Below are 19,376 nucleotides of genomic sequence, written 5' to 3'. Positions count from 1 at the left end.
ATGCGGGTCGTACTCGCCGGAGCACACGGGTTCGGCGCCCACTACCTCAACCGGCTGCGCAAGCTGGCCGGCCAGATCGAGCTGGCGGGCGTCTGCGACGTGCGGCCGGTCGCCCCCGAAGACCTCGACGGGCTCGGCACGCCGGAGTTCTCCACCGACCTGCCCGAGCTGATCGAGCGGACCGGCGCGCGGATCGCCATCCTGGCGACCCCGATCCCGACGCACGCGGACCTGACGCTGGCGGCTCTGGCGGCCGGCGCGCACGTGCTGGTGGAGAAGCCGACGGCGGCCACGCTCGCCGACTTCGAGCGCATGGAGCAGGCCGCCGCCGAGGCCGGCCTCGCCTGCCAGGTGGGCTTCCAGAGCCTCGCGTCCGCGGCCCTGCCGGAGGTGCGCCGGCTGATCGCCGAGGACACGATCGGCCGCGTGACCGGTATCGGGGTGGCGGGGGCGTGGCCGCGGCCCGCCTCCTACTTCACCCGCAGCTCCTGGTCGGGGCGGCGCCGGCTCGACGGCGTGGACATCGTGGACGGCGCGCTGACCAACCCGTTCGCGCACGCCGTCGCCACCGCCCTGGCCATGGCGGGCGCCGAGGAGCGCGGCGCGGTCACCTCGGTCGAGGCGGAGCTGTTCCACGCCAACGCCATCGAGTCGGACGACACCTCGGCCATCCGCGTCCATCTGGCGGACGGGCCGCCGATCGTGGCCGCCGTGACGCTCTGCGCCACCGGGCGCGACGAGCCGTACGTGGTCGTCCACGGTGAACGGGGCACGATCACGTTCACTTACACGGTGGACGAGGTCCGCGTCGGCGATGGCCCCGTGCGCCGCTTCCCCCGCGCCGACCTGCTGGAGAACCTCGTCGAGCACGTACGCACCGGGGCTGAGCTGATCGTGCCGATCCACCGGACCGGGGCGTTCATGGAGGTCCTGGAGGCCATCAGGGTCGCGCCCGATCCGCTGCCGATCTCCCGGGACCACCAGGACCTCTCCGGTGAGGGGCCGGTGCTGCCCGGCATCGCCCAGGTGGTCGAGTCCTGCGCGGAGCGGCTGGAGCTCTTCTCCGAGCTGGGCGTGTGCTGGGCCGTGCCGCTGATGGTGGCCGACCAGGTGGTGGCCGAGTACGCCACCCGGCCCGACCTGCCGATCACCGCGGCTCCGCGGCCCTATCTCCACCCGGTCCGCACGCTGGGCGGCACGGTGGTGACCGAGCTGCGGCCCGCGGACCATCCGCACCACCTCGGCGCCGGCGTGGCCGTCACCGATGTCGGCGGGCGCAACTTCTGGGGCGGCCGCACGTTCGTCAGGGACCAGGGGCCTCAGTGGCTGGACGACCACGGGATCCAGCGGCATGTGTCGTTCACCGGGCGCGACTCCTCGGGCTTCGCCGAGACCCTGCTGTGGCAGCGGCCGGGCGAGGAGCCGGTGGTGCGTGAGGAGCGGACCGTGCGGGCCGTCCCGCTGTCGCGGGGGTGGGCGCTCGACTTCGGCTTCACGCTGCGCAATCTCACGGGCGCGCCGCTGACGATCCAGAGCTCGGCCACCAAGGGCCGGGACGGAGCGGGCTATGGCGGCTTCTTCTGGCGGGCGCCGGCGGGGTCGCGGGGGTTGGGCGTGTTCACCGCGTCGGACGAAGGCGAGGAGCGGGTCCACGGCTCCCGGGCGCCCTGGCTGGCGCTGGCGGGCGAGGACTGGACGCTGGTGTTCGTCCGGGCGGGGGACGACCCGTGGTTCGTCAGGGTGGCGCAGTATCCCGGTGTGGGCACCGCGCTGGCCTGGGACACGCCGCTGGTCTTCGAGGACGAGCTGACCAGGGGCGTGTCCGTGGTCGTGGCCGACGGGCGCCTGTCCGCCGCCGAGGCGGCCGGGCTAGCCGCCGAGGTGGCTCTCTAGCCAGGTGAAGGCGTGCTCCTGCATGGGGACGTCGAAAACGTGCGGGGCGTCGAAGAAGACCCCCTCGTAGCCGCCGTCCGGGTGGCGGCGCGCGATGGCCTCGTGCGCCGCGCGCATCCCGGCCGGCGGGAACAGCTGGTCGCGCTCGCCGTACATGACCAGGAGCGGTTCGGGCGCGCGGGCGGCGACCAGCGCCGGCCAGTCGCAGACGCGCGACAGTCCGGGCGGGAAGAACATCCAGGTGTGCCCGGCGACGTAGCCGTCCAGGAGCTCGCGGTAGGTGGAGACCATCGCGGCGACGGCGACCGCGGCGACTTCAGTGTCGAACGCGCCGAGCAGCCCCGCGCGCAGGCCGCCCCCTGACAGCCCCACACAGCCGATCCGCCCGATGTCGGGGCGCGAGCGCAGGTAGGCCGCGGCGGCCAGGTCCTCGCCCGCGACCACGCCGGCCAGCGAGGTGCCGAGCAGGGTGCAGTACTTCTCCAGCACATGCTCGTGGTGGCCGGCCGCGACGTCGTAGCGATCCGCCTCGGACATGCCGGGGTCGTTCGCCTGGGCGAGCACGCGCTCGGGCATGTCCGCCGGGTCGAAGCGGCGGCTGCCCCAGCCGATCACGTCGGGGACGAGTACGGCGAAGCCCCGCCTGGCCAGCTCGCTCGCGTAGGCCCGGCCGCCGTAGATCTGCTCGCGCAGCCGCAGCACCTCGGGCGTGGCCGGCTCGGGGCCGTCCGCGATCTTCTCCTTGCCCGCCCACTTCATGCCCGCGTGGCAGTGCAGCGCGAGCACGCCGGGCAGCGGCCCTTCCGCGTCGCGGGGCTTGAGCAGGTAGGCGTGGGTACGCGGGCCGAACCCCACCGACCAGGAGAGCTCCTCGCCGCTGAGGTCCTGCGTCGTCCAGGAGCGCTCGACCCGCACGTCACCTGCGGCGAGGTCGAGCGTCCCGATGGCCTCGCGGGCGGCCTTCCTGAGCGCGGGGCCGGGCGCGGCCTCGGGGAACAGGCCGTGCCGGCGCTCCGCGAGCTCGGCCAGACCGGAGAACGGCCCGAGGTGGCGCAGCTCAGAGAACGGCCGGAGATGACGCGGCTCACGCATCGGTCAGGCGCCGACGAGGCGGGTGCCGTCGGCGGCCAGGCGGACGGGCGTGCCGGTGCTGGCCGAGCGGGTGGCGGCCACGCCGACCAGCACGCTGCGGATGCCGTCGCGGTAACCCGCCGGGCGCCCGAGCGGGTCATCACCGGGGCCGCGGAAGACGTCGTCGAGCAGCAGCCGGTCGCCGCCGCCGTGACCACCCTCTCCCTGCTCGATGGCGATCTCCTCCGACTCCTGCCAGTGCCGGTGCAGGATGAGCTTCTCCCCGGCGCCGGCCATGTGCTCCTTGCCCGCGGCGCTCGGGTCGATCGCGGCGTGCTCCGGGGTCCAGGGCCGCTCGAGGACCTCCAGCTCGATCCGGCCCTCCGTGCCGTTGAAGACGACGCGGTAGCCCTCGTACGGGGCGTGCGCGGTGAGCGAGTACGTGAGCATCGCCCGATTCGCGTAACGGACCAGGACCGACATGTTGTCGTCGATCGTCACGCCCGGCCCGAAGACGTCCTGGTCGCGGATGTAGCCGTCCTCATGCTCGGCGTCCAGATAGAGGCGCTTGAGCCGTTCGTCGGTGGAGATGTCCAGGATGAACGGATCGGTCCCGAGACCGGGCGCGCCCTGGCCACGGGCGGGACGCGGGCCCCTGGGCAGGGCCTGGCCGTAGAAGCGCAGGTCGGTCTGGGCGAAGACGAGCTCGGGCGCGGCCGCGAGCCACCAGTTGACCAGGTCGAAGTGGTGGGTGGACTTGTGCACCAGCAGGCTGCCCGAGTTGGCCTTGTCGCGGTGCCAGCGGCGGAAGTAGTCGGCGCCGTGGATGGTGTCCAGCGCCCAGTCGAAGTGGACGGAGGTGACGTCGCCGATCGCGCCTTCGCTGATCAGCTTCTTCACCGCCGAGTTGCGCGGGGAGTAGCGGTAGTTGAAGGCGACCACCAGTTTGCCCGGGTTGCGCTCGGCGGCGGCGGCGATGGCCTCGCAGCCTTCGGCGTCGATGGTGAGCGGCTTCTCCACGATGACGTCGAGGCCCGCGTCGAGCGCGGCCACGACGTAGCGGGCGTGGGTCACGTCCACCGTGGTCACTATGACGGCGTCGGCCAGCTCCAGCAGCTTGCCGAACTCGTCGGGGGCGAAGCACGGCACCTGCCGGCCGATGCGCTCGACGTAGTAGTTCATGCGCGTCTGGTTGACGTCGCAGAGGCCGACGATCGTACCGGTGTCCCGCCAGTCACCCAGCAGGGCGTCGACGTACATCTGGGCGCGATGGCCGAGTCCGACGAAGGCGTACCTGGTGCTCAACTTCTCTCCCCGAGTCGTGGAGTGGGGGCTGGGGGCTGTCGCGCCCCCAGCCTGGATCAGACCTCAGCCGGCGATGGCCGCGTTGGCTTCGGTCAGGAACTTCTGCGCGCCGGCGTCCGGAGTCGTCTTGCCGAAGAGGACCTCTTCGCTGTTGCGCTTGAGGATGTCCTCCATCTGCAGCGCACCCTTCGGCGGGGCGACGATCGGGCTCAGCTCGCCCTTCACGGCGTCGATGAAGGTCAGCGTCTTCTGGTCGACGGCCGGCAGCTTGCCCTTGACGGCCGCGAGCACCTTGGCGTTGGTCGGCAGGCCACGGTCACTCAGCAGGATCGAGGCCGCGTCCGGGTCGTTGACCAGGAAGTCGATGAACTTGCCGGCTTCCGCGGGGTGGTCGGACTTGGCGGAGGCCGTATAGAACATCGACGGCTGCAGGAACATGCCGCCGGTGGTCGCGCCCGCCGCCTTGGGCATCCGCATCAGGGTCAGCTCCTGGCCCGACGCCTTGGACAGGGCGTTGAGCTGGTTGCTCCACCACATGCCCATCGCGCCCGCGTTGGTGGCCAGCAGCGACTGCTCGGGGCCCACGGAGATCAGTTCGGCGCTCTTGGCGGCGTCGGCGGAGCCCTTGGTCTGGATGAGCTGCTGGTGGATGCCCCACCACGCCTTGAGCGTTTCGGGCGTCACCCCGATCTTGTTGCCGTCGTAGAACTTCTCGCCGCGCTGGGCCGCGAAGATCTGCAGCCAGGCGGGGTTGTAGTTGTACTCGGCTCCGTTGACCCCGTTGCCGGCCGCGGAGATCTGCTTGGCCAGGTTGATCCAGTCGTCCCAGGTCCAGGACTTGTCGTCGGGCAGCTTCTGCTTGGCCTTTTCCAGCGCCGACTTGTTGACGAGCATCGAGAAGGTGTTGACGCCGCTCGGGATGGCGTACTGCTTGCCGTCGACCTGGCCGCTGGTGAGCACCTGCTGGTCGAGGTCGGCGGTGTTGACCTTGCCCGCCAGGTCGGCCAGGGCGTTGCGGCCGGCGTACTCGCTCAGGCCGCGGATCTCGATGCTGATGACGTCGGGCGAGTCGTTGGCCGCCACCTTGGTGGCCAGCTTCTCGTAGTAGCTCTCCCAGTTGGAGAAGTCGCCCTCGACGTCGATCGTCGGGTTCTTCTCCTCGAACTTCTTGATGACCTGTTCGGTGAGCTTCTGCCGCGCGTCGCTGCCCCAATAGGAGAAGCGGAGATGGATCTTGTCGCCGCTCGCCTTGTCGCCACTACCGCCGCCACAGCCGGCCGCGGCCGTCATGACGGCCGCCGACAGCAGGGCGACGGTCCACATCATCCTAGGCTTCACAGCTCTACCTCCTGGTGAAGAGTTGCGGGGGGTGTTACTTCAGTCCGGTGGTCGCTACACCACGAATCAGATATTTCTGACCGGCAAGGAAGAAGCCGAAGATCGGCCCCAATGACACGATCGACATCGCGAACATGGGGCCCCACGACGACTCGCCACTGGAGTCTAGGAAGGAGCGGAGTGCAACGGCCACTGTGAGATTGTCCGAGTTTGTCAGGTACAGGTTCTGGCTGAAGAAGTCGTTCCACGTCCAGATGAAGGTGAAGATGCCGGTCGTGGCGAGCGCCGGGGTGCAGAGCGGGAGAATCACCTGGAGGAAGACCCTCCAGTAGCCCGCGCCGTCGATGGCCGCGGCCTCGTCCAGCTCCCTCGGCAGGGTCCGGATGAACTGGACCATGAGGAAGATGAAGAACGCGTCCGTGGCCAGGAACTTGGGCACGATCAGCGGCCAGATCGTGTTGATCCAGTCGAGCTTGGAGAACACGATGTACTGCGGCACGACCGTCACGTGGTACGGCAGCATGATCGAGCCGAGCATGACCGCGAACCAGAGCTTCTTCAGCGGGAAGTCCAGCCGGGCGAAGGCGTAGGCGGCCAGCGAGCAGGCGACCAGATTCGCCACCACGGTCAAGCCCGTAAGTACGGCGGAGTTCCACAGGTAGTAGCCGAAGGAGTGCTTGAGCGCGGTCCAGCCCTCGCGGTAATTCTCCAGTGTGAAGCTGCTCGGCCACAGACCGGGCTCGCGGAAGATCAGGTCCTCCGGCTTCAGCGAGCTGGACACCATCCAGAGCAGCGGATAGAGCATGACCAAGCCGAAGCCGATCAGCAGGATGTGCTTGAGGACGCGGCTGCCCCGCGGAAGCGGGCGGAACAGCAGCGGCAGCGGCTTACTTCGTGTCGCCATAGAAGACCCAATACTTCGACGCGAGGAAATTCACGCCGGTCAGGCCGGCGATGATGAGCAGGAGGACCCAGGCCATGGCGGCCGCGTAGCCCATCTCGTAACTCTTGAAGCCCTTCAGATACAGGTAGAGCGTGTAGAAGAGCGTGGAGTCGACCGGTCCGCCCGTGCCGCTGCTGACGATGAACGACTGGGTGAAGGACTGGAACGACTTGATCACTTCGAGTACGAGGTTGAAGAAGATGATCGGCGTCAGCAGGGGCAGCGTGATCGAACGGAACTGCCGCAACCTGCTCGCCCCGTCGACCGCCGCCGCCTCGTAGTAGCTCTGCGGGATCTGCCGCAGCCCGGCCAGGAAGATCACCATCGGCGCGCCAAAGGTCCACACGTGCAGGAGGATCAGCGTCCCGAGCGCGGTGTCAGGGTCGGAGACCCAACCGGCGCCCTGGATGCCGAAGATGTCCAGCACGGAGTTGACCAGGCCGTCGCTACCGAAGAGCTTGCGCCAGAGGATCGCGATCGCCACGCTGCCACCGAGCAGGGAGGGCAGGTAGTAGATCGAACGGTAGAACGACAGGCCGCGCAGCCCGCGGTCGAGCGCCAAGGCCAGGGCCAGCGCGAAGGCCAGCTGCAAGGGCACCGACACGACCACATAGATCGTGGTCACCTTCAGCGAGGTGAGGAACCGCGTGTCGACGGTGAAGAGCTCGCGGTAGTTGTCCCACCCGACCCACTTGGCCGCTTCGAGCAGGTTGTAGTCGGTGAACGACAGGTAGAGCGACGCCAGGATCGGGCCTATGGTGATGACGAACAAGCCGATGAACCATGGCGCGAGGAAGACGTAGGCCGTACGGGCCTCACGACGCTTGTGAGCGTTAACGGGTGCGATGCGGCGACGCCCACCGGGCGGTTGCGCGCGTGGTGGCACGGTCGCAACCGCGCTGTCCGGGGTTACAGACATTCATGCACCCCTCGTATCAGGGCTTGCCCGGCTCGGCGGGATGGGATAGCGCCTTCCTATAGGTGTGCCAAAAGTTTCGTCAACCCTTTGCAGGCGTTACATAGCTGTTATCGATATATCGTGATCTATATTTCGCCAGTTCAATGAATAGTCGAGAGCAAAGGGTCGGATGAATGTTTTGTGACTGAATACAACCGGTTGCACAGCGCCTTATGAGGGCGTCACGCAGGAGAAACGTCCTACCACTTGCCTCCGAGGTCCTTCAGCGTGAAGACGCCGCCCGCGCGGTCGTGCAGCGGCTCACTCAGATCGGGCTCGCCGTGCTCGGCGATCAGCGCGGCGGCCTGGCCCTCCGAGTCGTCCCGCGAGAGGTACCCGATCGACCGGGCCTCCTCCAGCGACCACCAGCGGCGCGCGTTGTCGGAGACGCCCCAGACGACGTGGTAGCCGGGCGCGGTCAGCGCGGCCTCCACCAGACGGGCGAGGTCGTCAGGGGAGATCCAGGTGGCCAGGCCGCGCGTGTCGCCCGAAGCCTCGTTGCAGGTGCCCAGCCGGATCACGGTCACGTTCATGCCGAACCTGTCGTGGTAGAGGCTGCCGAGGGCCTCCATGACGACCTTGCTCACACCGTAGAAGGTGTCGGGCCGGGGGAAGGCGTAGTCGGGCAGCTCCGCGCCACCGGCCGGGCGGGTGTGGAAACCGGCCGCGTGGTGGCTGCCCATCAGCACGAGGTGCTCGACACCCTCCCGCCGGGCGGCCTCGAGCAGGACGTGCATGCCGTCCATGTTGGCCCGCACGATGTCGGCCCACGGATGCTCCCGGCTCTGGCCGCCCAGGTGGATCACCGCGTCGACGCCCTTCATCGCCTCGGCCATGGCCGCCTCGTCGGTGAGGTCGGCCGTCACCATCTCCTCGCCGGGCGCGGTCTCCAGCGGGTGAAGATCGGATAGGCGCAGCGTACGCCCGTCACGGGCGAGGCGGGGGCGGAGCAGCGTACCGACCTTGCCGGCGGCGCCGGTCATGAGAATGCGCATATGGCTCATTGTTGTACACAACTCTGGTCCAAATTCACATTCCTGAATATTGACCGTGACCTAGGTCACTCGTTACGTTCACACGGACAGGCTCCACGTCTGCGACAGGTGTCCATATATGTGAACGGGAGGCGGTCTGATGTCACGCCAGCTGCTCGGGGCCGCGATTGCGACGGCCCTGGCCGTAACGCTGACAGGCTGCGGCTCCGGGGGATCAAGTTCGGACGACGCGTTGGAGATCTGGATCAGGCAGGCGCCCGATTCCGACTCCGCGAAAACGGCGGTGAAACTGGCCGACGCGTTCACGAAGGCCAGCGGTATCAAAACGAAAGTCGTCGCGCTCTTCGACGACTTCGAGACGAAGCTTCAACAGCAGGCAGCTCAGAAGAAGCTACCTGACATCGTCATCAACGACACGGCACAACTCGGCAACATGCACACGCAGGGCTGGCTGCAGGAGGTCGACAAGGCCAAGCTGGCCGGCGGCGACAAGGTGTCGGAGCAGGCATGGAAGGCCGCCCAGGGCTCCGACGGCAAGTACTACGGCACGCCGTTCTCCGCCCAGGCCTTCGCCCTGATCATCCGCAAGGACTGGCGGGAGAAGGTCGGCATGGAGCCGCCCAAGACCTGGGACGACCTGGCCAAGCTGGCCGCGGCCTTCACCGACAAGGACCCGGACGGCAACGGCCAGAAGGACACGGCCGGTTTCGTGATCCCCGCGGGCACCAAGCGCGGCTACGCCTCCTGGTACGCCTCCTCGCTGATCTACGCCAACGGCGGCGACTTCGTGAAGGCCAATGGCGGCGGCAAGTTCAGCCCTCTCGTGAGCGACCCCAAGACCGTGGAGGCGGTCCAGTACCTGCAGGACCAGTTCTGCAAGGCCAAGACCGTCAACCCGGGCGCGGTCAGCAACGACACGACCGTCACCCACGAGGTGTTCGAGAAGGGCCAGGGCGGCATCTACCTGGTCGGCCCGTACGTGCTCGCCAGGTTCGTCAAGAGCATCGGGACCGACAAGATCGAGGTCGTACCGGTGCCCAAGGGCCCGTCGGGCGGCCCCGGCACCCTCGGTGAGGGCGAGAACGTCTACCAGATGGCCGGTTCCGACAACGTCGAGGGCCAGAAGAAGTTCGCCGAGTTCGCGGTCTCTCCCGACGGCCAGCGCATCGGCATGAACAAGGACGCCAACGGCGCCATCGTCCGCCTGCCGGTCAACTCCCAGGTCGACATGGCCGCCGAACGCCAGGATCCGCGCTGGAAGGTGTTCCAGGAGGCCTACGCCAACGCGGTATACGCGCCGCCGGTGCCGAACTGGGCGCCGATCCGCCAGGACTCCGCCGACTCCATCAACACGGTGTGGGCCGACTGCTCAGCCAACGTCAAGACGGCGATGGACACGCTGAGCACCAAGCTCACCCAGGAACTGCAGACCCAGAAAGCATCATGACTCCGACGCTCACCCAGGCGCGGAGCCGCACGGAGACCCCCCGCCGCCGTCCCAAGCGGATGCGGCGGCGGGGGACCCTCATCGCGTGGGCGTTCCTGTCGCCGGCCTTGCTGCTGTTCCTGTTCTTCAAGTTCATCCCCATGTTCGAGGGCCTGCGGATGAGCTTCTTCGAGGTCCGCTACGTCGGTGATCGATGGGTGGGCCTCGACAACTACGCCACGATCATGACCGACGACGCCTTCGTCTCGGCCATCTGGCACAGCATCGTGCTGGCCCTGGGCACGACCGCGGGCTCGCTCGTCCTGGGCCTGCTGTTCGCACTGCTCATCGAGGGTCCGGCACGCTACCTGTGGTTCATCAGGACCGCGGCGTTCCTGCCCGTGGTGACCACGATGGCGGCGGTGGCCGAGGTCTGGCGGATCATGTATCACCCCGCCGACAGTGGCATGATCAACACCATTCTCGGCTGGATCTCCCTGGATCCGCAGCCCTTCCTGGCCAGCGAGCACTCCTCGCTGCTGTCGATCATGGGCATGAGCATCTGGCGCGGCACGCCGTACGACATGATGATCTTCCTGGCGGGCCTGGTCGGCGTGGACCGCACGCTGTACGAGGCCGCCGCCGTCGACGGGGCCACCACCTGGCACCGGCTGCGGCACATCACGCTGCCCGCGCTGCGCCCGGTGTTCTGGATCCTGTTCACCCTCGCCGCCATCCGCGGCATACGCGTCTTCGTCGAGGTGTACGTGCTGACGAACGGCGGGCCGAACGGATCGACCGAAGTGCTGATGACGTTGATCTACAAGCTCGGGTTCCAGAAGGGTGACCTGGGCACCGCGTCGGCCGGCGGGATCGTGCTGTTCGCGGTGACCCTGCTGCTCACGGTGCTGACCCAGGTCATGCGCAGGAGGCAGAACGCATGATGAGATTCGACAGCGCTCTCGGCCTGGAGTCCAGGCGGGGGCCTCTCGCCACGACCCTCAAGGTGCTGGTCTACGCCTTCATGGTGATCATCTTCACCGGGCCGCTGGTCGGGCTGCTGGTCAGCGCCTTCAGCAAGACGCTCGACCCGACCAGATTCACGCTCTGGCCCGACGACTTCACCCTGGAGAACTTCGTCCAGGCCGGCAACAAGAACGTCTACCACTACCTGTTCAACTCGTTCGTGGTGGTCGGGTTCGGGCTGCTGCTCCAGATGCTCGTCAGCGTCTTCGCCGCCTACGCGCTCGCGCGCAAGAAGTTCAGGGGCATGGCGTTCGTGATGCTGATCATGCTGGCGACGATGATGCTGCCCGAGGAGATCATCGCGATCCCGCTCTCACTGGTGCTCGCCGACATGCCCATCATCCACGCCGATCTCATCGGTACGTACGCGGGCATGATCCTTCCGGTGGGCGCCTGGGGCTTCTCCATCCTGGTCATGACCGAGTTCATGAAGGAAGTGCCGGTCGAGCTGGAGGAGGCCGCGCGCATCGACGGCGCGGGCGAACTGCGCATCTTCTTCGGCATCATCCTGCCGCTGTGCCGGCCCGCGCTCGGCGTCATCGGCGTCTTCGGCTTCACCATGATCTGGGACCAGTATCTGCTCCCGCTGATCGTGGCGCCCGAGTCCAGCATGTGGACCCTGCCCATCGCGCTGCGCTCCCTGCGCTCCGACGAGGAGGTCGGCATCGGCGTACTGCTCGCGGCATCACTGCTCGCGCTGCTGCCGTCGATCATCGCGTTCCTGGCCTTCCAACGGCAGTTCATGCGCGGCCTTACCAGCGGCGCCATCAAGGGTTAGGCGTCCATGTATCTGTCCATGTATCTGGATGGAATCCCATATGCTGACACTCTGAAGCCTCTGTCAAGATGGGATGAGTATGGAGCCCCAGCTAGTCAAGTCCGCCGAGCGGACGGTCCGCATCCTCGAGACTCTGGCCGCCTCCCACGAGACCCTGACCCTGTCGGAGCTCCAGCAGCACACGGGCTTTCCACGCAGCTCCCTGCACGCCCTGATGCGCACCCTGGTCGAGCTGAACTGGGTCGAGACCGACTCCGCCAGATCGGCCTTCGGCATCGGCCCGCACGCACTACTGACCGGCACCGCGTACCTCGACAAGGACCCCGCCCTGCCCCTGGCCCAGGAGACGCTGGAGGACCTGCGCGCGGAGACCGGCCAGACCGCACATTTCGCCCGCCGCGACGAGGCGCACGTCCTCTACCTGGCGACCAGGGAGTCGCGGGAGGCACACCACGTGATCCCCAGGGTGGGCCGACGACTGCCCGCCCACGTCACGGCGCTCGGCCAGGTGCTGCTCGCCCAGCTCACCGACGACGAGGTCGCGGCCCTGCTGCCGGGCCCGCTGACGCCGATCACCGAGCACACCTTCACCGATCCGGCCAAGCTGATCGGGGAACTGGACCAGGTACGCACCCGGGGCTGGGCCTACGAACGCGAACAGGGCACACCGGGCGTGGCCTGCGTAGCGGTGGCGGTCGACTATCGGATCCCGGCCACGGACGCGATCAGCTGCTCGATGCCGGCGGGCCTGGCACCGGCCGAGATCGAGAAGGTCACGGACGCGGTGACCAGACACACGCGGAAGCTGGCCGCCACGCTTCGCCGGGAGGGCATCCGCTGATCGGCTGCGGGCCATCCGGTTCCGCTGATCCGCTTCCGCTCCCTCGCTCGTCCACTGCCGCTCTGGGCTCATCCGCTTCAGCTTCGGACTCACCCGCATCCGCCGCTGACCCGCACCCATCCGCCCGCTCATGCGCTACCGCTTCGGGATCCCCCGCATCCACTGCTCCGCATCCTCTCCCCCGCGTGTCCGCTTCAGTTTCGGACCCACCCGGATCCACTGACCCGCACCCCCTCCCCCGCACACCCGCATCCACATCCGCTCGGCGCCCACCCAGACCCACTGACCCGCACCCCCTCCCTCGCAAATCTGCTCGCCCGCACATCCGCTTCGGGCTCACACGCGCATCTGCTCCGGGCTCGCCCACACATCTGCTTCGGGCTCATCGGCTTCCGCTTATCCGCTCATCCGCTAGGAAGGATTGTTGATGCGGCTAGATGGTGTTCTCTTCTTTCCCGTGACCCCCTATGGCGCTGACGGCGCCATAGCCGAGCAGACAATGGCCGAGCACGTCGCCAATGGGGTCGCCGCCGGAGCCGGAGGAGTGTTCACCGCGTGCGGCACAGGCGAGTTCAACGCGCTCGACGTCGCCGACTACACCAAGGTCGTGGCCGCGTCGGTGCGGGCCACAGGCGGCCGGGTCCCGGTCTTCTCGGGCGCGGGCGGCCCACTGCCCACTGCCAAGGCGTTCGCCCGCGCGGCGGCGGACAACGGAGCCGACGGCCTGCTGCTGATGCCCCCGTACCTGGTGACCGCTCCCCCGGACGGCCTGGTCCGCTACGTGCGTGAGGTGGCTTCAGCCGGCGGGCTGCCCGTCATCATCTATCACCGCGCCACCGCCCGCTTCTCCCCCTCGGCGGTGGCCGAGCTGGCCCAACTGCCCGAAATCATCGGCTTCAAGGACGGACTCGGCGACTTCGACCTGCTCCAGCGCATCATCCTGACCGTACGGCGGTCTACGGACCGGGAGTTCACTTTCTTCAACGGCCTGCCCACCGCCGAACTGACCGTCCCCGCCTACCGAGGGCTGGGCGTGGCGCTGTACTCCAGCGCCGTCTTCGCCTTCGCACCGGAGATCGCGCTGGCCTTCCACAAGGCGGTGACCGGGGACGACGAGGTGCTGGTGCAACGACTGCTCACCGACTTCTACCTGCCGCTGGTAGAGCTACGGGACCGTGTACCGGGGTACGCGGTCTCGCTGGTCAAGGCGGGGGTTCGGTTGCGGGGATTGGCGGTCGGTGGCGTACGGGCTCCGCTGGTCGACCCCTCTGCGGAGGACCTGCGGGAGCTGGAGCGCATCCTGGCCATCGGCTTGGAGATCGCCGGGGCCTGACTGACCCTTGCCAAACGCGCCCTTACACCCCCAGGCCAGAGCCCATCCCCACCACACCACCAGACAGCAAGACGCGCCCACACCGGAGCCCGTCCCCGCCACACCACCAGACAGCAAGACGCGCCCACACCAGGGCGCGTCCCTGCCACATCCCGTCCCTGACTAACGCCCCAGCGCGCCGTCCACACGTCGCGGGACACCCAGCGGGTTGTCGTCCCTGAGCTCCTCCGGAAGCAACTCACCCGGCCAGTCCTGGTACGCCGTCGGCACCAACCACCGGTCGATGGCCGTCGCGCCGACCGACGTATGCGCTGCCGATGTCGAAGCCGGCCACGGACCGCCGTGATGCATCGCCCAGCACACCGCAACCCCGGTGGGCCACCCGTTCCAGATCAGCCGCCCGGCCTTACGCCCGAGCACCTCGGCGACCTCACCGGCCTCGCTGGGGTCGGTGGCGTGCACGGTGGCCGTCAGCGACCCTTCCAGCCGCTCCAGGACGGCCCGCAGGTCCGAAATTTCGCGATAAGTCACGACGATCGACGCCGGACCGAAGCACTCCTCGTTGATGCTCGGCAACTTCGCCGCGAACGAGTCGAGATCCGTGGTGAACACCGTGGGCGTGACGGCCAAGCTACCCTCTCCCGCCTTGCCCTCGGCCAGCACCGGCAGCTCGCCGAGCCGCCGCAGCCCGCCCAGGTAGCCATCCCTGATCCGCTCGCCCAACATCGGCCCGCCGGTGGTCCCCTCTACGGCCGAGGCCAGCGCCTTGCGCAGCTCATCGTCCTCGGGCACGAACATCAGCCCGGGATTCGTACAGAACTGCCCGACCCCCATCGTCAACGACGTAGCGAACCCGGTAGCCACCTCGGCCATGGGCGCGGACGGCAGTACGACGACCGGATTGACGCTGCCCAGCTCCCCGAAGAACGGGATCGGCACCTCTCGCTGGTCGATCAGCCCCTGGATCGCCTTGCCGCCCGGGACCGACCCGGTGAACCCGGCCGCGACCACGCTCGGGTGCTGCACCAGGTCGGCGCCCGCCTGCATGCCCTGCACCAGCCCCAGCAGGTCGGGGTACGGCAGGGCCTTGCGGACGATGCGAGCGACCTGCTCGGAGGTGTTGGGGTGGCCGGGATGCGCCTTCACTACGACCGCGCAACCGGCGGCCAGCGCCGATGCGGTGTCGCCACCCGCCACGGAGAACGCGAACGGGAAGTTGCTCGCCGCGAACACCGCGACCACGCCGGCCAGCGGCTGCTTCATCCGGCGTACGTCGGGCCTGGGCGGGGTGGCCGAGGGGTCGGCGTGGTCGACGATGGCATCGAGGTAGCCGCCATCCCTGATCACCTGGGCGAAAAGCCGGAACTGGCCGGCTGTACGAGCGACCTCGCCGCGCAGCCGCACCTCTCCCAGCGCCGTCTCGCTGTCGGCGATCTGCCACAGCTCGTCCACCTTCGCGGTGAGAGCGTCGGCGACAGCCTCCAGCGCTTCGGCCCGCTCGGCGGCGGGAGTCGCCCGCCAGGCCGCACCCGCGGCGGCCGCGGCGGAAACAACCATGTCGACCCCGGCGCGGTCGGTTTCAGGCAGGGCGCTGCCCACGGTCTCGCCGGTCCTGGGGTTGTGTCCGTAGATCATCGAATGGCCCTTCGGAGTCTTGACACTTCTTCATATTGATTCTTACAGTTGCGACAACCTGTCCACAAACCTGGCACTTGTTCACATATATGGACGGCGGTCATATGATCATCAGGCAGATCCACGTCACCCCCGTAGCCTTCAAGGATCCGCCGCTGTTGAACGCCGCCGGCGTACACGAACCCTGGGCGCTGCGGACGATCGTCGAGGTGGTCACCGACGAAGGGCTGAGCGGCCTCGGCGAGACGTACGGTGACCTGGGGCACCTCACCAAGGTACGCGAATGCGCCGAGGCGCTCGTCGGCGTGGATGTGCATGCCACGAATGAGATGTACGCCAGAATCAGCGCGCTCGTCGGCGACGTGGTAAGCGATATGCACGGCTTGACCGGGGCCGCGACCCAGGAGAAGAGCATCGATCGGGTGTTCGCGGCCTTCGAGGTGGCTTGTCTGGACATTCGCGGCAAGGCAGTCGGCGTGCCGGTCGTCGATCTGCTGGGGGGCCGGGTACGCGACGCCGTGCCGTACAGCGCCTATCTCTTCTACAAGTGGGCGGGACATCCGGGCAGCGAGCCCGACAGGTTCGGCGCGGCGCTCGACCCGGCGGGGCTGGTCGAGCAGGCATCGATGCTGATTAAGGAGTACGGTTTCGCGTCGATCAAGCTCAAGGGCGGCGTGTTCGCACCTCAGGAAGAAGTCGAGGCGGTCATAGCCCTGCGGGAGGCCTTCCCGGGCGTGCCTCTCCGCCTCGACCCGAACGCCGCTTGGACCGTCGAGACCTCGATCCAGGTGGGACAGGCGCTCGAAGGCAGCCTGCAGTATCTGGAGGACCCCACGCCCGGAATCCCCGGAATGTCGAAGGTCGCTAGCGAAGTCCCGATGCCGCTGGCCACGAACATGTGCGTGGTGACGCCCGAGCACCTTCCGCCCGCCATCGCCGCCCAGGCGATCGGAGTGCTGCTGCTCGACCACCATTACTGGGGCGGACTCGTACGTTCCTCGCATATCGCCGCACTGTGTGACACGTTCGGGCTGGAGCTGTCCATGCACTCCAACTCGCACCTTGGGATCAGCCTGGCCGCGATGACCCACCTGGCCGCCGCCACGCCGAACCTCACCCACGCCTGCGACACCCACACGCCATGGCAGAACGGGCAGGATGTGGTCGCGCCGGGCGCATTGCGGTTCGTAGACGGCGCCGTACCCGTGCCCAACGGGCCCGGCCTCGGCATCGAGCTGGACCGGGACGCCCTGGCCATGATGCATGAGCAATATCTCGCGTGCGGAATCACCGAGCGCGACGACACCACCTATATGCAGCGCTTCGAGCCTGCTTTCTCTGCGAGGAGACCGCGCTGGTGAACGTGGCCTACGCCTACCCCTGGGACATCGTCGGCGACCCGTCGGCCCCTTCGCGCCTCGCGGAGCTGGGCGTCGAGGCCGTCGCGTTGGCGGCCAGCTATCACTCCACCCGCGCGGCAACGCCGTATCACCCCGCCCACCGGGTGCTGGATGTCCCACAATCGGCTTTCTACCTGCCAGTACGGCCGTCCTCCTGGGGGCGCCTGACACCGGCCTCCCCAACCTGGACACCCACGGACGCCTACCTGCAGGCACGGGACGCCCTGAAGGCCGTCGGACTTCAGGTACACGCGTGGACGGTGTTGACACACAACTCCTTCCTGGGCGGTCTGCACCCTGACCTGGTAGTACGTAACGCATTCGGTGATCCCTATCCATATGCGCTGTGTCCGGCTTTCGAGGACGTGATCGAGTACTGCGAGCGTCTGGTCAGCGAGATCCTGACCGTCGGCGAACCGGATGGCCTCATCCTCGAGGCGTGCGGCCCCATGGGCTTCGGGCACCAGAGCGTGCACGACAAGACGGCCGGCGCCGACTGGACGTCCGTAGACAGTGACCTATTGACACTCTGCTTCTGTACGGCCTGCGCTCCTCGTTACCCAGAAGGCACCAGAGAACGCGTGCGCGCGGCCATCGACGGCCCTCCCGCTAGGGCTGTAACCTCGCCCGCGTCGAGCAGGAACGACCAGGCATCTCCCACGCCGACCTCTTCCGCACCGTCTGCTTCCTCACCAGCGCCTGCATCGCCGTCTTCTGCCGCGCAAGCAGCTGCGTCGCGAGCTTCTGGCTCGCCAGCACCTGCATCGCCAACTGCTGCCTCGCCAGCACCTGCATCGCCAACTGCTGCCTCACCAGCAACTGCGTCGCCGGCTTCTAGCTCGCCATCGTCTCCCGCCACTGTGGAGGCCGCCCTCGGCCCATTCGCCGACGATGTCCGAAACGTACGCGTTGAACTGTCGGCATCATTGCGCACCCGCCTCATCACCGTGGCCCGCGAGACCGCGCCGAACGTACCCATCATCCTGCACGCCAACCCCGACCCTTGGGCCGCCAGCTCGTTCGCCGCTCTCCCCGCCGGTGAGCCCGGAGCGGAGGTGCTGGTGGGCAACTGCTGGGGCGACCCGACTTCGGACGCCGCCCGCCTGGCCAGACTGGGCGAACTCTGCGGTCCCGGCCAGCGAGTGGGCGCATATGTCCTGGCTCTTCCCCCACGCCCCGCCGACGGCCAGGCACTCGCCGAACAGCTCAGAACGTACGCCAAGGCAGGCGCCACGGACTTTCACCTCTACCACGCCGGTCTCGCCTCCCCCCGCCGTCTGGCTGCCATGGCCGAAGCCCTACGCCTCATCCGCTGACCGCCCACCGCTCAGCTCGTCCTGCCGCCACCTTCTTGATCAAGCGAGTGGCTGCCACCCCTTGATCAAGCCGCGTGGCTGCCACCCCTTGATCAAGCCGTGTAGCTGCCAGCCCCTTGATCAAGCCACCTCGAATGCGCACCCCCGAACGGCCCCTGCCGTCCGCCCACTGCGCCCATCAGCCACCTGGCCGTCTCCTCGGCCTGGTCGATCATCTGTTGCGGATATCCCAGCAACACCTGGTGCTCGGCGAACTCGTCCTCATCGTCCAGAATCAACCGCCCGTCACGCATCCTGATCACGTCGAGGTCGAGGTCGAGCATGGTCACCTCACCATCACGCCACTCGGGAACGGTAGTGACATCCACATACACCTCAGCCCGATGCGGCGGCGAGTTGAAAGACGCCGTCCACCAGCCATCACGCGGGAACAACATGATGGCCGTGGTCTCCCACACAATCGGCGGCCCTTCCCCTTTACGAGCAACCGTCCCGCCCGGCACCGCGACCCACACGCCGTGCTCATCCTCACCGAGCACCTTCGCGGAATGGTTCCAGTGCAACGCCCCGCCGTACTTCCGGAAGACAACCCTCACATCGGTCACTCCAGGGACGCTACCGGACCATCACTCAGATCCTGCGCTCCCCAAACCTCCGACCAACATCCCCCGACACATCACCTTCCCTAACTCACCGACCAACATCCCGCTCTTTCCTCGCACCCCGACTACAGCTCCCCACCTCACCCGCATTCCCTAGCCACCAACCAACGCCCTTCACCTCACCGACCTCGCCGGTCAACAGAACCCCGACCTCTCCGCACTCGGCGCTCCATCCCCTCAACGACGGCCGAATTCTCACGCGTCGTCGACATCCCCGATCTCACCCGCGTGCTCTTCCACCCACCAACACCCCTGCCCCCTCCTTACGGCTGGGACCACAGCCCACCAATTCACTCGCGCTCCCGAACCCGCCGACCAACAGCCCTGACCGCACCACACCCCAGCGCTCCATCCCCAACCTCACTCGCGCTCCCGAACCCGCCGACCAACAGCCCTGACCGCACCACACCCCAGCGCTCCATCCCCAACCTCACTCGCGCTCCCGAACCCGCCGAC

Annotated in this window: 17 protein-coding genes; 8 read left to right on the top strand and 9 right to left on the bottom strand. The window is 67.8% G+C overall.

Annotated elements, in window-relative coordinates:
* The gene (locus AB0J16_RS06505; RefSeq protein WP_358535327.1) at positions 1-1,893 is read left to right on the top strand and encodes a DUF6807 family protein; all 1,893 of its coding nucleotides are present in this window, start codon (positions 1-3) and stop codon (positions 1,891-1,893) included.
* Here the strand turns inward: AB0J16_RS06505 and AB0J16_RS06500 are convergent.
* The 6 genes from AB0J16_RS06500 to AB0J16_RS06475 all read right to left on the bottom strand — a co-directional run bounded on the left by AB0J16_RS06500 (position 1,870) and on the right by AB0J16_RS06475 (position 8,503).
* Entirely contained in the window at positions 1,870-2,985 is a 1,116-nt protein-coding gene (locus AB0J16_RS06500; protein ID WP_358535325.1) for an alpha/beta hydrolase, read from the bottom strand. The genes AB0J16_RS06505 and AB0J16_RS06500 overlap by 24 nt on opposite strands.
* Before the next feature lie 3 nt (positions 2,986-2,988).
* Positions 2,989-4,269 (bottom strand): Gfo/Idh/MocA family oxidoreductase, encoded by a 1,281-nt coding sequence (locus AB0J16_RS06495; RefSeq protein ID WP_358535323.1) that lies wholly within the window; start codon positions 4,267-4,269, stop codon positions 2,989-2,991.
* A 63-nt stretch (positions 4,270-4,332) separates the two neighbouring features.
* The gene (locus tag AB0J16_RS06490) at positions 4,333-5,607 is read right to left on the bottom strand and encodes an extracellular solute-binding protein (protein WP_358535321.1); all 1,275 of its coding nucleotides are present in this window, start codon (positions 5,605-5,607) and stop codon (positions 4,333-4,335) included.
* Positions 5,608-5,641: 34 nt separating this feature from the next.
* Positions 5,642-6,511 carry a carbohydrate ABC transporter permease gene (locus AB0J16_RS06485; RefSeq protein WP_358535319.1) on the bottom strand — a complete coding sequence of 290 codons (870 nt, stop codon included), beginning with the start codon at positions 6,509-6,511 and terminating at the stop codon, positions 5,642-5,644.
* Positions 6,495-7,469: a sugar ABC transporter permease gene (locus AB0J16_RS06480; protein WP_358535317.1), complete on the bottom strand. Its 975-nt coding sequence runs from the start codon at positions 7,467-7,469 to the stop codon at positions 6,495-6,497. Before AB0J16_RS06480 ends, AB0J16_RS06485 begins: the two co-directional genes overlap by 17 nt.
* Before the next feature lie 239 nt (positions 7,470-7,708).
* Positions 7,709-8,503, bottom strand: a complete 795-nt coding sequence (locus AB0J16_RS06475; protein WP_358535315.1) for an NAD(P)-dependent oxidoreductase — start codon at positions 8,501-8,503, stop codon at positions 7,709-7,711.
* A 139-nt stretch (positions 8,504-8,642) separates the two neighbouring features.
* On the opposite strand from AB0J16_RS06475, the gene AB0J16_RS06470 reads away from it, so the two are divergent.
* From AB0J16_RS06470 to AB0J16_RS06450, 5 genes are all read left to right on the top strand, one after another.
* On the top strand, positions 8,643-9,950 hold the full coding sequence (locus AB0J16_RS06470) for a sugar ABC transporter substrate-binding protein (protein WP_358436253.1): 1,308 nt from the start codon (positions 8,643-8,645) through the stop codon (positions 9,948-9,950).
* Positions 9,947-10,873 carry a sugar ABC transporter permease gene (locus AB0J16_RS06465; protein WP_225290620.1) on the top strand — a complete coding sequence of 309 codons (927 nt, stop codon included), beginning with the start codon at positions 9,947-9,949 and terminating at the stop codon, positions 10,871-10,873. Before AB0J16_RS06470 ends, AB0J16_RS06465 begins: the two co-directional genes overlap by 4 nt.
* Complete coding sequence (locus tag AB0J16_RS06460; RefSeq protein ID WP_225290619.1) at positions 10,870-11,733, top strand: carbohydrate ABC transporter permease; 864 nt, start codon at positions 10,870-10,872, stop codon at positions 11,731-11,733. The genes AB0J16_RS06465 and AB0J16_RS06460 overlap by 4 nt, the downstream gene beginning before the upstream one ends.
* Before the next feature lie 79 nt (positions 11,734-11,812).
* A complete protein-coding gene (locus tag AB0J16_RS06455; RefSeq protein ID WP_358535312.1) occupies positions 11,813-12,574 on the top strand; it encodes an IclR family transcriptional regulator in 762 nt (253 codons plus the stop codon).
* Between the two features lie 427 nt (positions 12,575-13,001).
* Positions 13,002-13,907: a 5-dehydro-4-deoxyglucarate dehydratase gene (locus AB0J16_RS06450; RefSeq protein WP_358535310.1), complete on the top strand. Its 906-nt coding sequence runs from the start codon at positions 13,002-13,004 to the stop codon at positions 13,905-13,907.
* Positions 13,908-14,069: 162 nt separating this feature from the next.
* On the opposite strand, the gene AB0J16_RS06445 is transcribed toward AB0J16_RS06450, so the two are convergent.
* Positions 14,070-15,542, bottom strand: coding sequence for an aldehyde dehydrogenase (NADP(+)) (locus tag AB0J16_RS06445; RefSeq protein WP_358535308.1), 1,473 nt, complete (start codon positions 15,540-15,542; stop codon positions 14,070-14,072).
* 104 nt (positions 15,543-15,646) lie between these two features.
* Here AB0J16_RS06445 and AB0J16_RS06440 point away from each other — a divergent pair, with 104 nt between their 5' ends.
* Positions 15,647-16,903: a glucarate dehydratase family protein gene (locus AB0J16_RS06440; protein ID WP_358535306.1), complete on the top strand. Its 1,257-nt coding sequence runs from the start codon at positions 15,647-15,649 to the stop codon at positions 16,901-16,903.
* Positions 16,904-17,551: 648 nt separating this feature from the next.
* On the opposite strand, the gene AB0J16_RS06435 is transcribed toward AB0J16_RS06440, so the two are convergent.
* Positions 17,552-17,755: a hypothetical protein gene (locus AB0J16_RS06435; RefSeq protein WP_358535304.1), complete on the bottom strand. Its 204-nt coding sequence runs from the start codon at positions 17,753-17,755 to the stop codon at positions 17,552-17,554.
* 113 nt (positions 17,756-17,868) lie between these two features.
* Between AB0J16_RS06435 and AB0J16_RS06430 the strand changes: the two genes are divergently transcribed.
* A complete protein-coding gene (locus AB0J16_RS06430) occupies positions 17,869-18,258 on the top strand; it encodes a hypothetical protein (RefSeq protein ID WP_358535302.1) in 390 nt (129 codons plus the stop codon).
* 92 nt (positions 18,259-18,350) lie between these two features.
* Here AB0J16_RS06430 and AB0J16_RS06425 read toward each other — a convergent pair whose 3' ends face one another.
* On the bottom strand, positions 18,351-18,863 hold the full coding sequence (locus AB0J16_RS06425) for a DUF402 domain-containing protein (protein WP_358535300.1): 513 nt from the start codon (positions 18,861-18,863) through the stop codon (positions 18,351-18,353).
* Between the last annotated feature and the right edge of the window lie 513 nt (positions 18,864-19,376).

The sequence above is a fragment of the Nonomuraea sp. NPDC049750 genome (assembly GCF_040659625.1).
Lineage (GTDB): Bacteria > Actinomycetota > Actinomycetes > Streptosporangiales > Streptosporangiaceae > Nonomuraea.
Note: the sequence above shows the minus strand (reverse complement) of the source record. Positions and strands in the feature narration are given on the sequence as shown.

Coding starts and splice junctions, on each gene's coding strand:
- AB0J16_RS06505 (WP_358535327.1), top strand. CDS start 1: ATGCGGGTCGTACTCGCCGGAGCACACGGGTTCGGCGCCCACTACCTC.
- AB0J16_RS06500 (WP_358535325.1), bottom strand. CDS start 2,985: ATGCGTGAGCCGCGTCATCTCCGGCCGTTCTCTGAGCTGCGCCACCTC.
- AB0J16_RS06485 (WP_358535319.1), bottom strand. CDS start 6,511: ATGGCGACACGAAGTAAGCCGCTGCCGCTGCTGTTCCGCCCGCTTCCG.
- AB0J16_RS06480 (WP_358535317.1), bottom strand. CDS start 7,469: ATGTCTGTAACCCCGGACAGCGCGGTTGCGACCGTGCCACCACGCGCG.
- AB0J16_RS06475 (WP_358535315.1), bottom strand. CDS start 8,503: ATGCGCATTCTCATGACCGGCGCCGCCGGCAAGGTCGGTACGCTGCTC.
- AB0J16_RS06470 (WP_358436253.1), top strand. CDS start 8,643: ATGTCACGCCAGCTGCTCGGGGCCGCGATTGCGACGGCCCTGGCCGTA.
- AB0J16_RS06465 (WP_225290620.1), top strand. CDS start 9,947: ATGACTCCGACGCTCACCCAGGCGCGGAGCCGCACGGAGACCCCCCGC.
- AB0J16_RS06460 (WP_225290619.1), top strand. CDS start 10,870: ATGATGAGATTCGACAGCGCTCTCGGCCTGGAGTCCAGGCGGGGGCCT.
- AB0J16_RS06455 (WP_358535312.1), top strand. CDS start 11,813: ATGGAGCCCCAGCTAGTCAAGTCCGCCGAGCGGACGGTCCGCATCCTC.
- AB0J16_RS06450 (WP_358535310.1), top strand. CDS start 13,002: ATGCGGCTAGATGGTGTTCTCTTCTTTCCCGTGACCCCCTATGGCGCT.
- AB0J16_RS06445 (WP_358535308.1), bottom strand. CDS start 15,542: ATGATCTACGGACACAACCCCAGGACCGGCGAGACCGTGGGCAGCGCC.
- AB0J16_RS06440 (WP_358535306.1), top strand. CDS start 15,647: ATGATCATCAGGCAGATCCACGTCACCCCCGTAGCCTTCAAGGATCCG.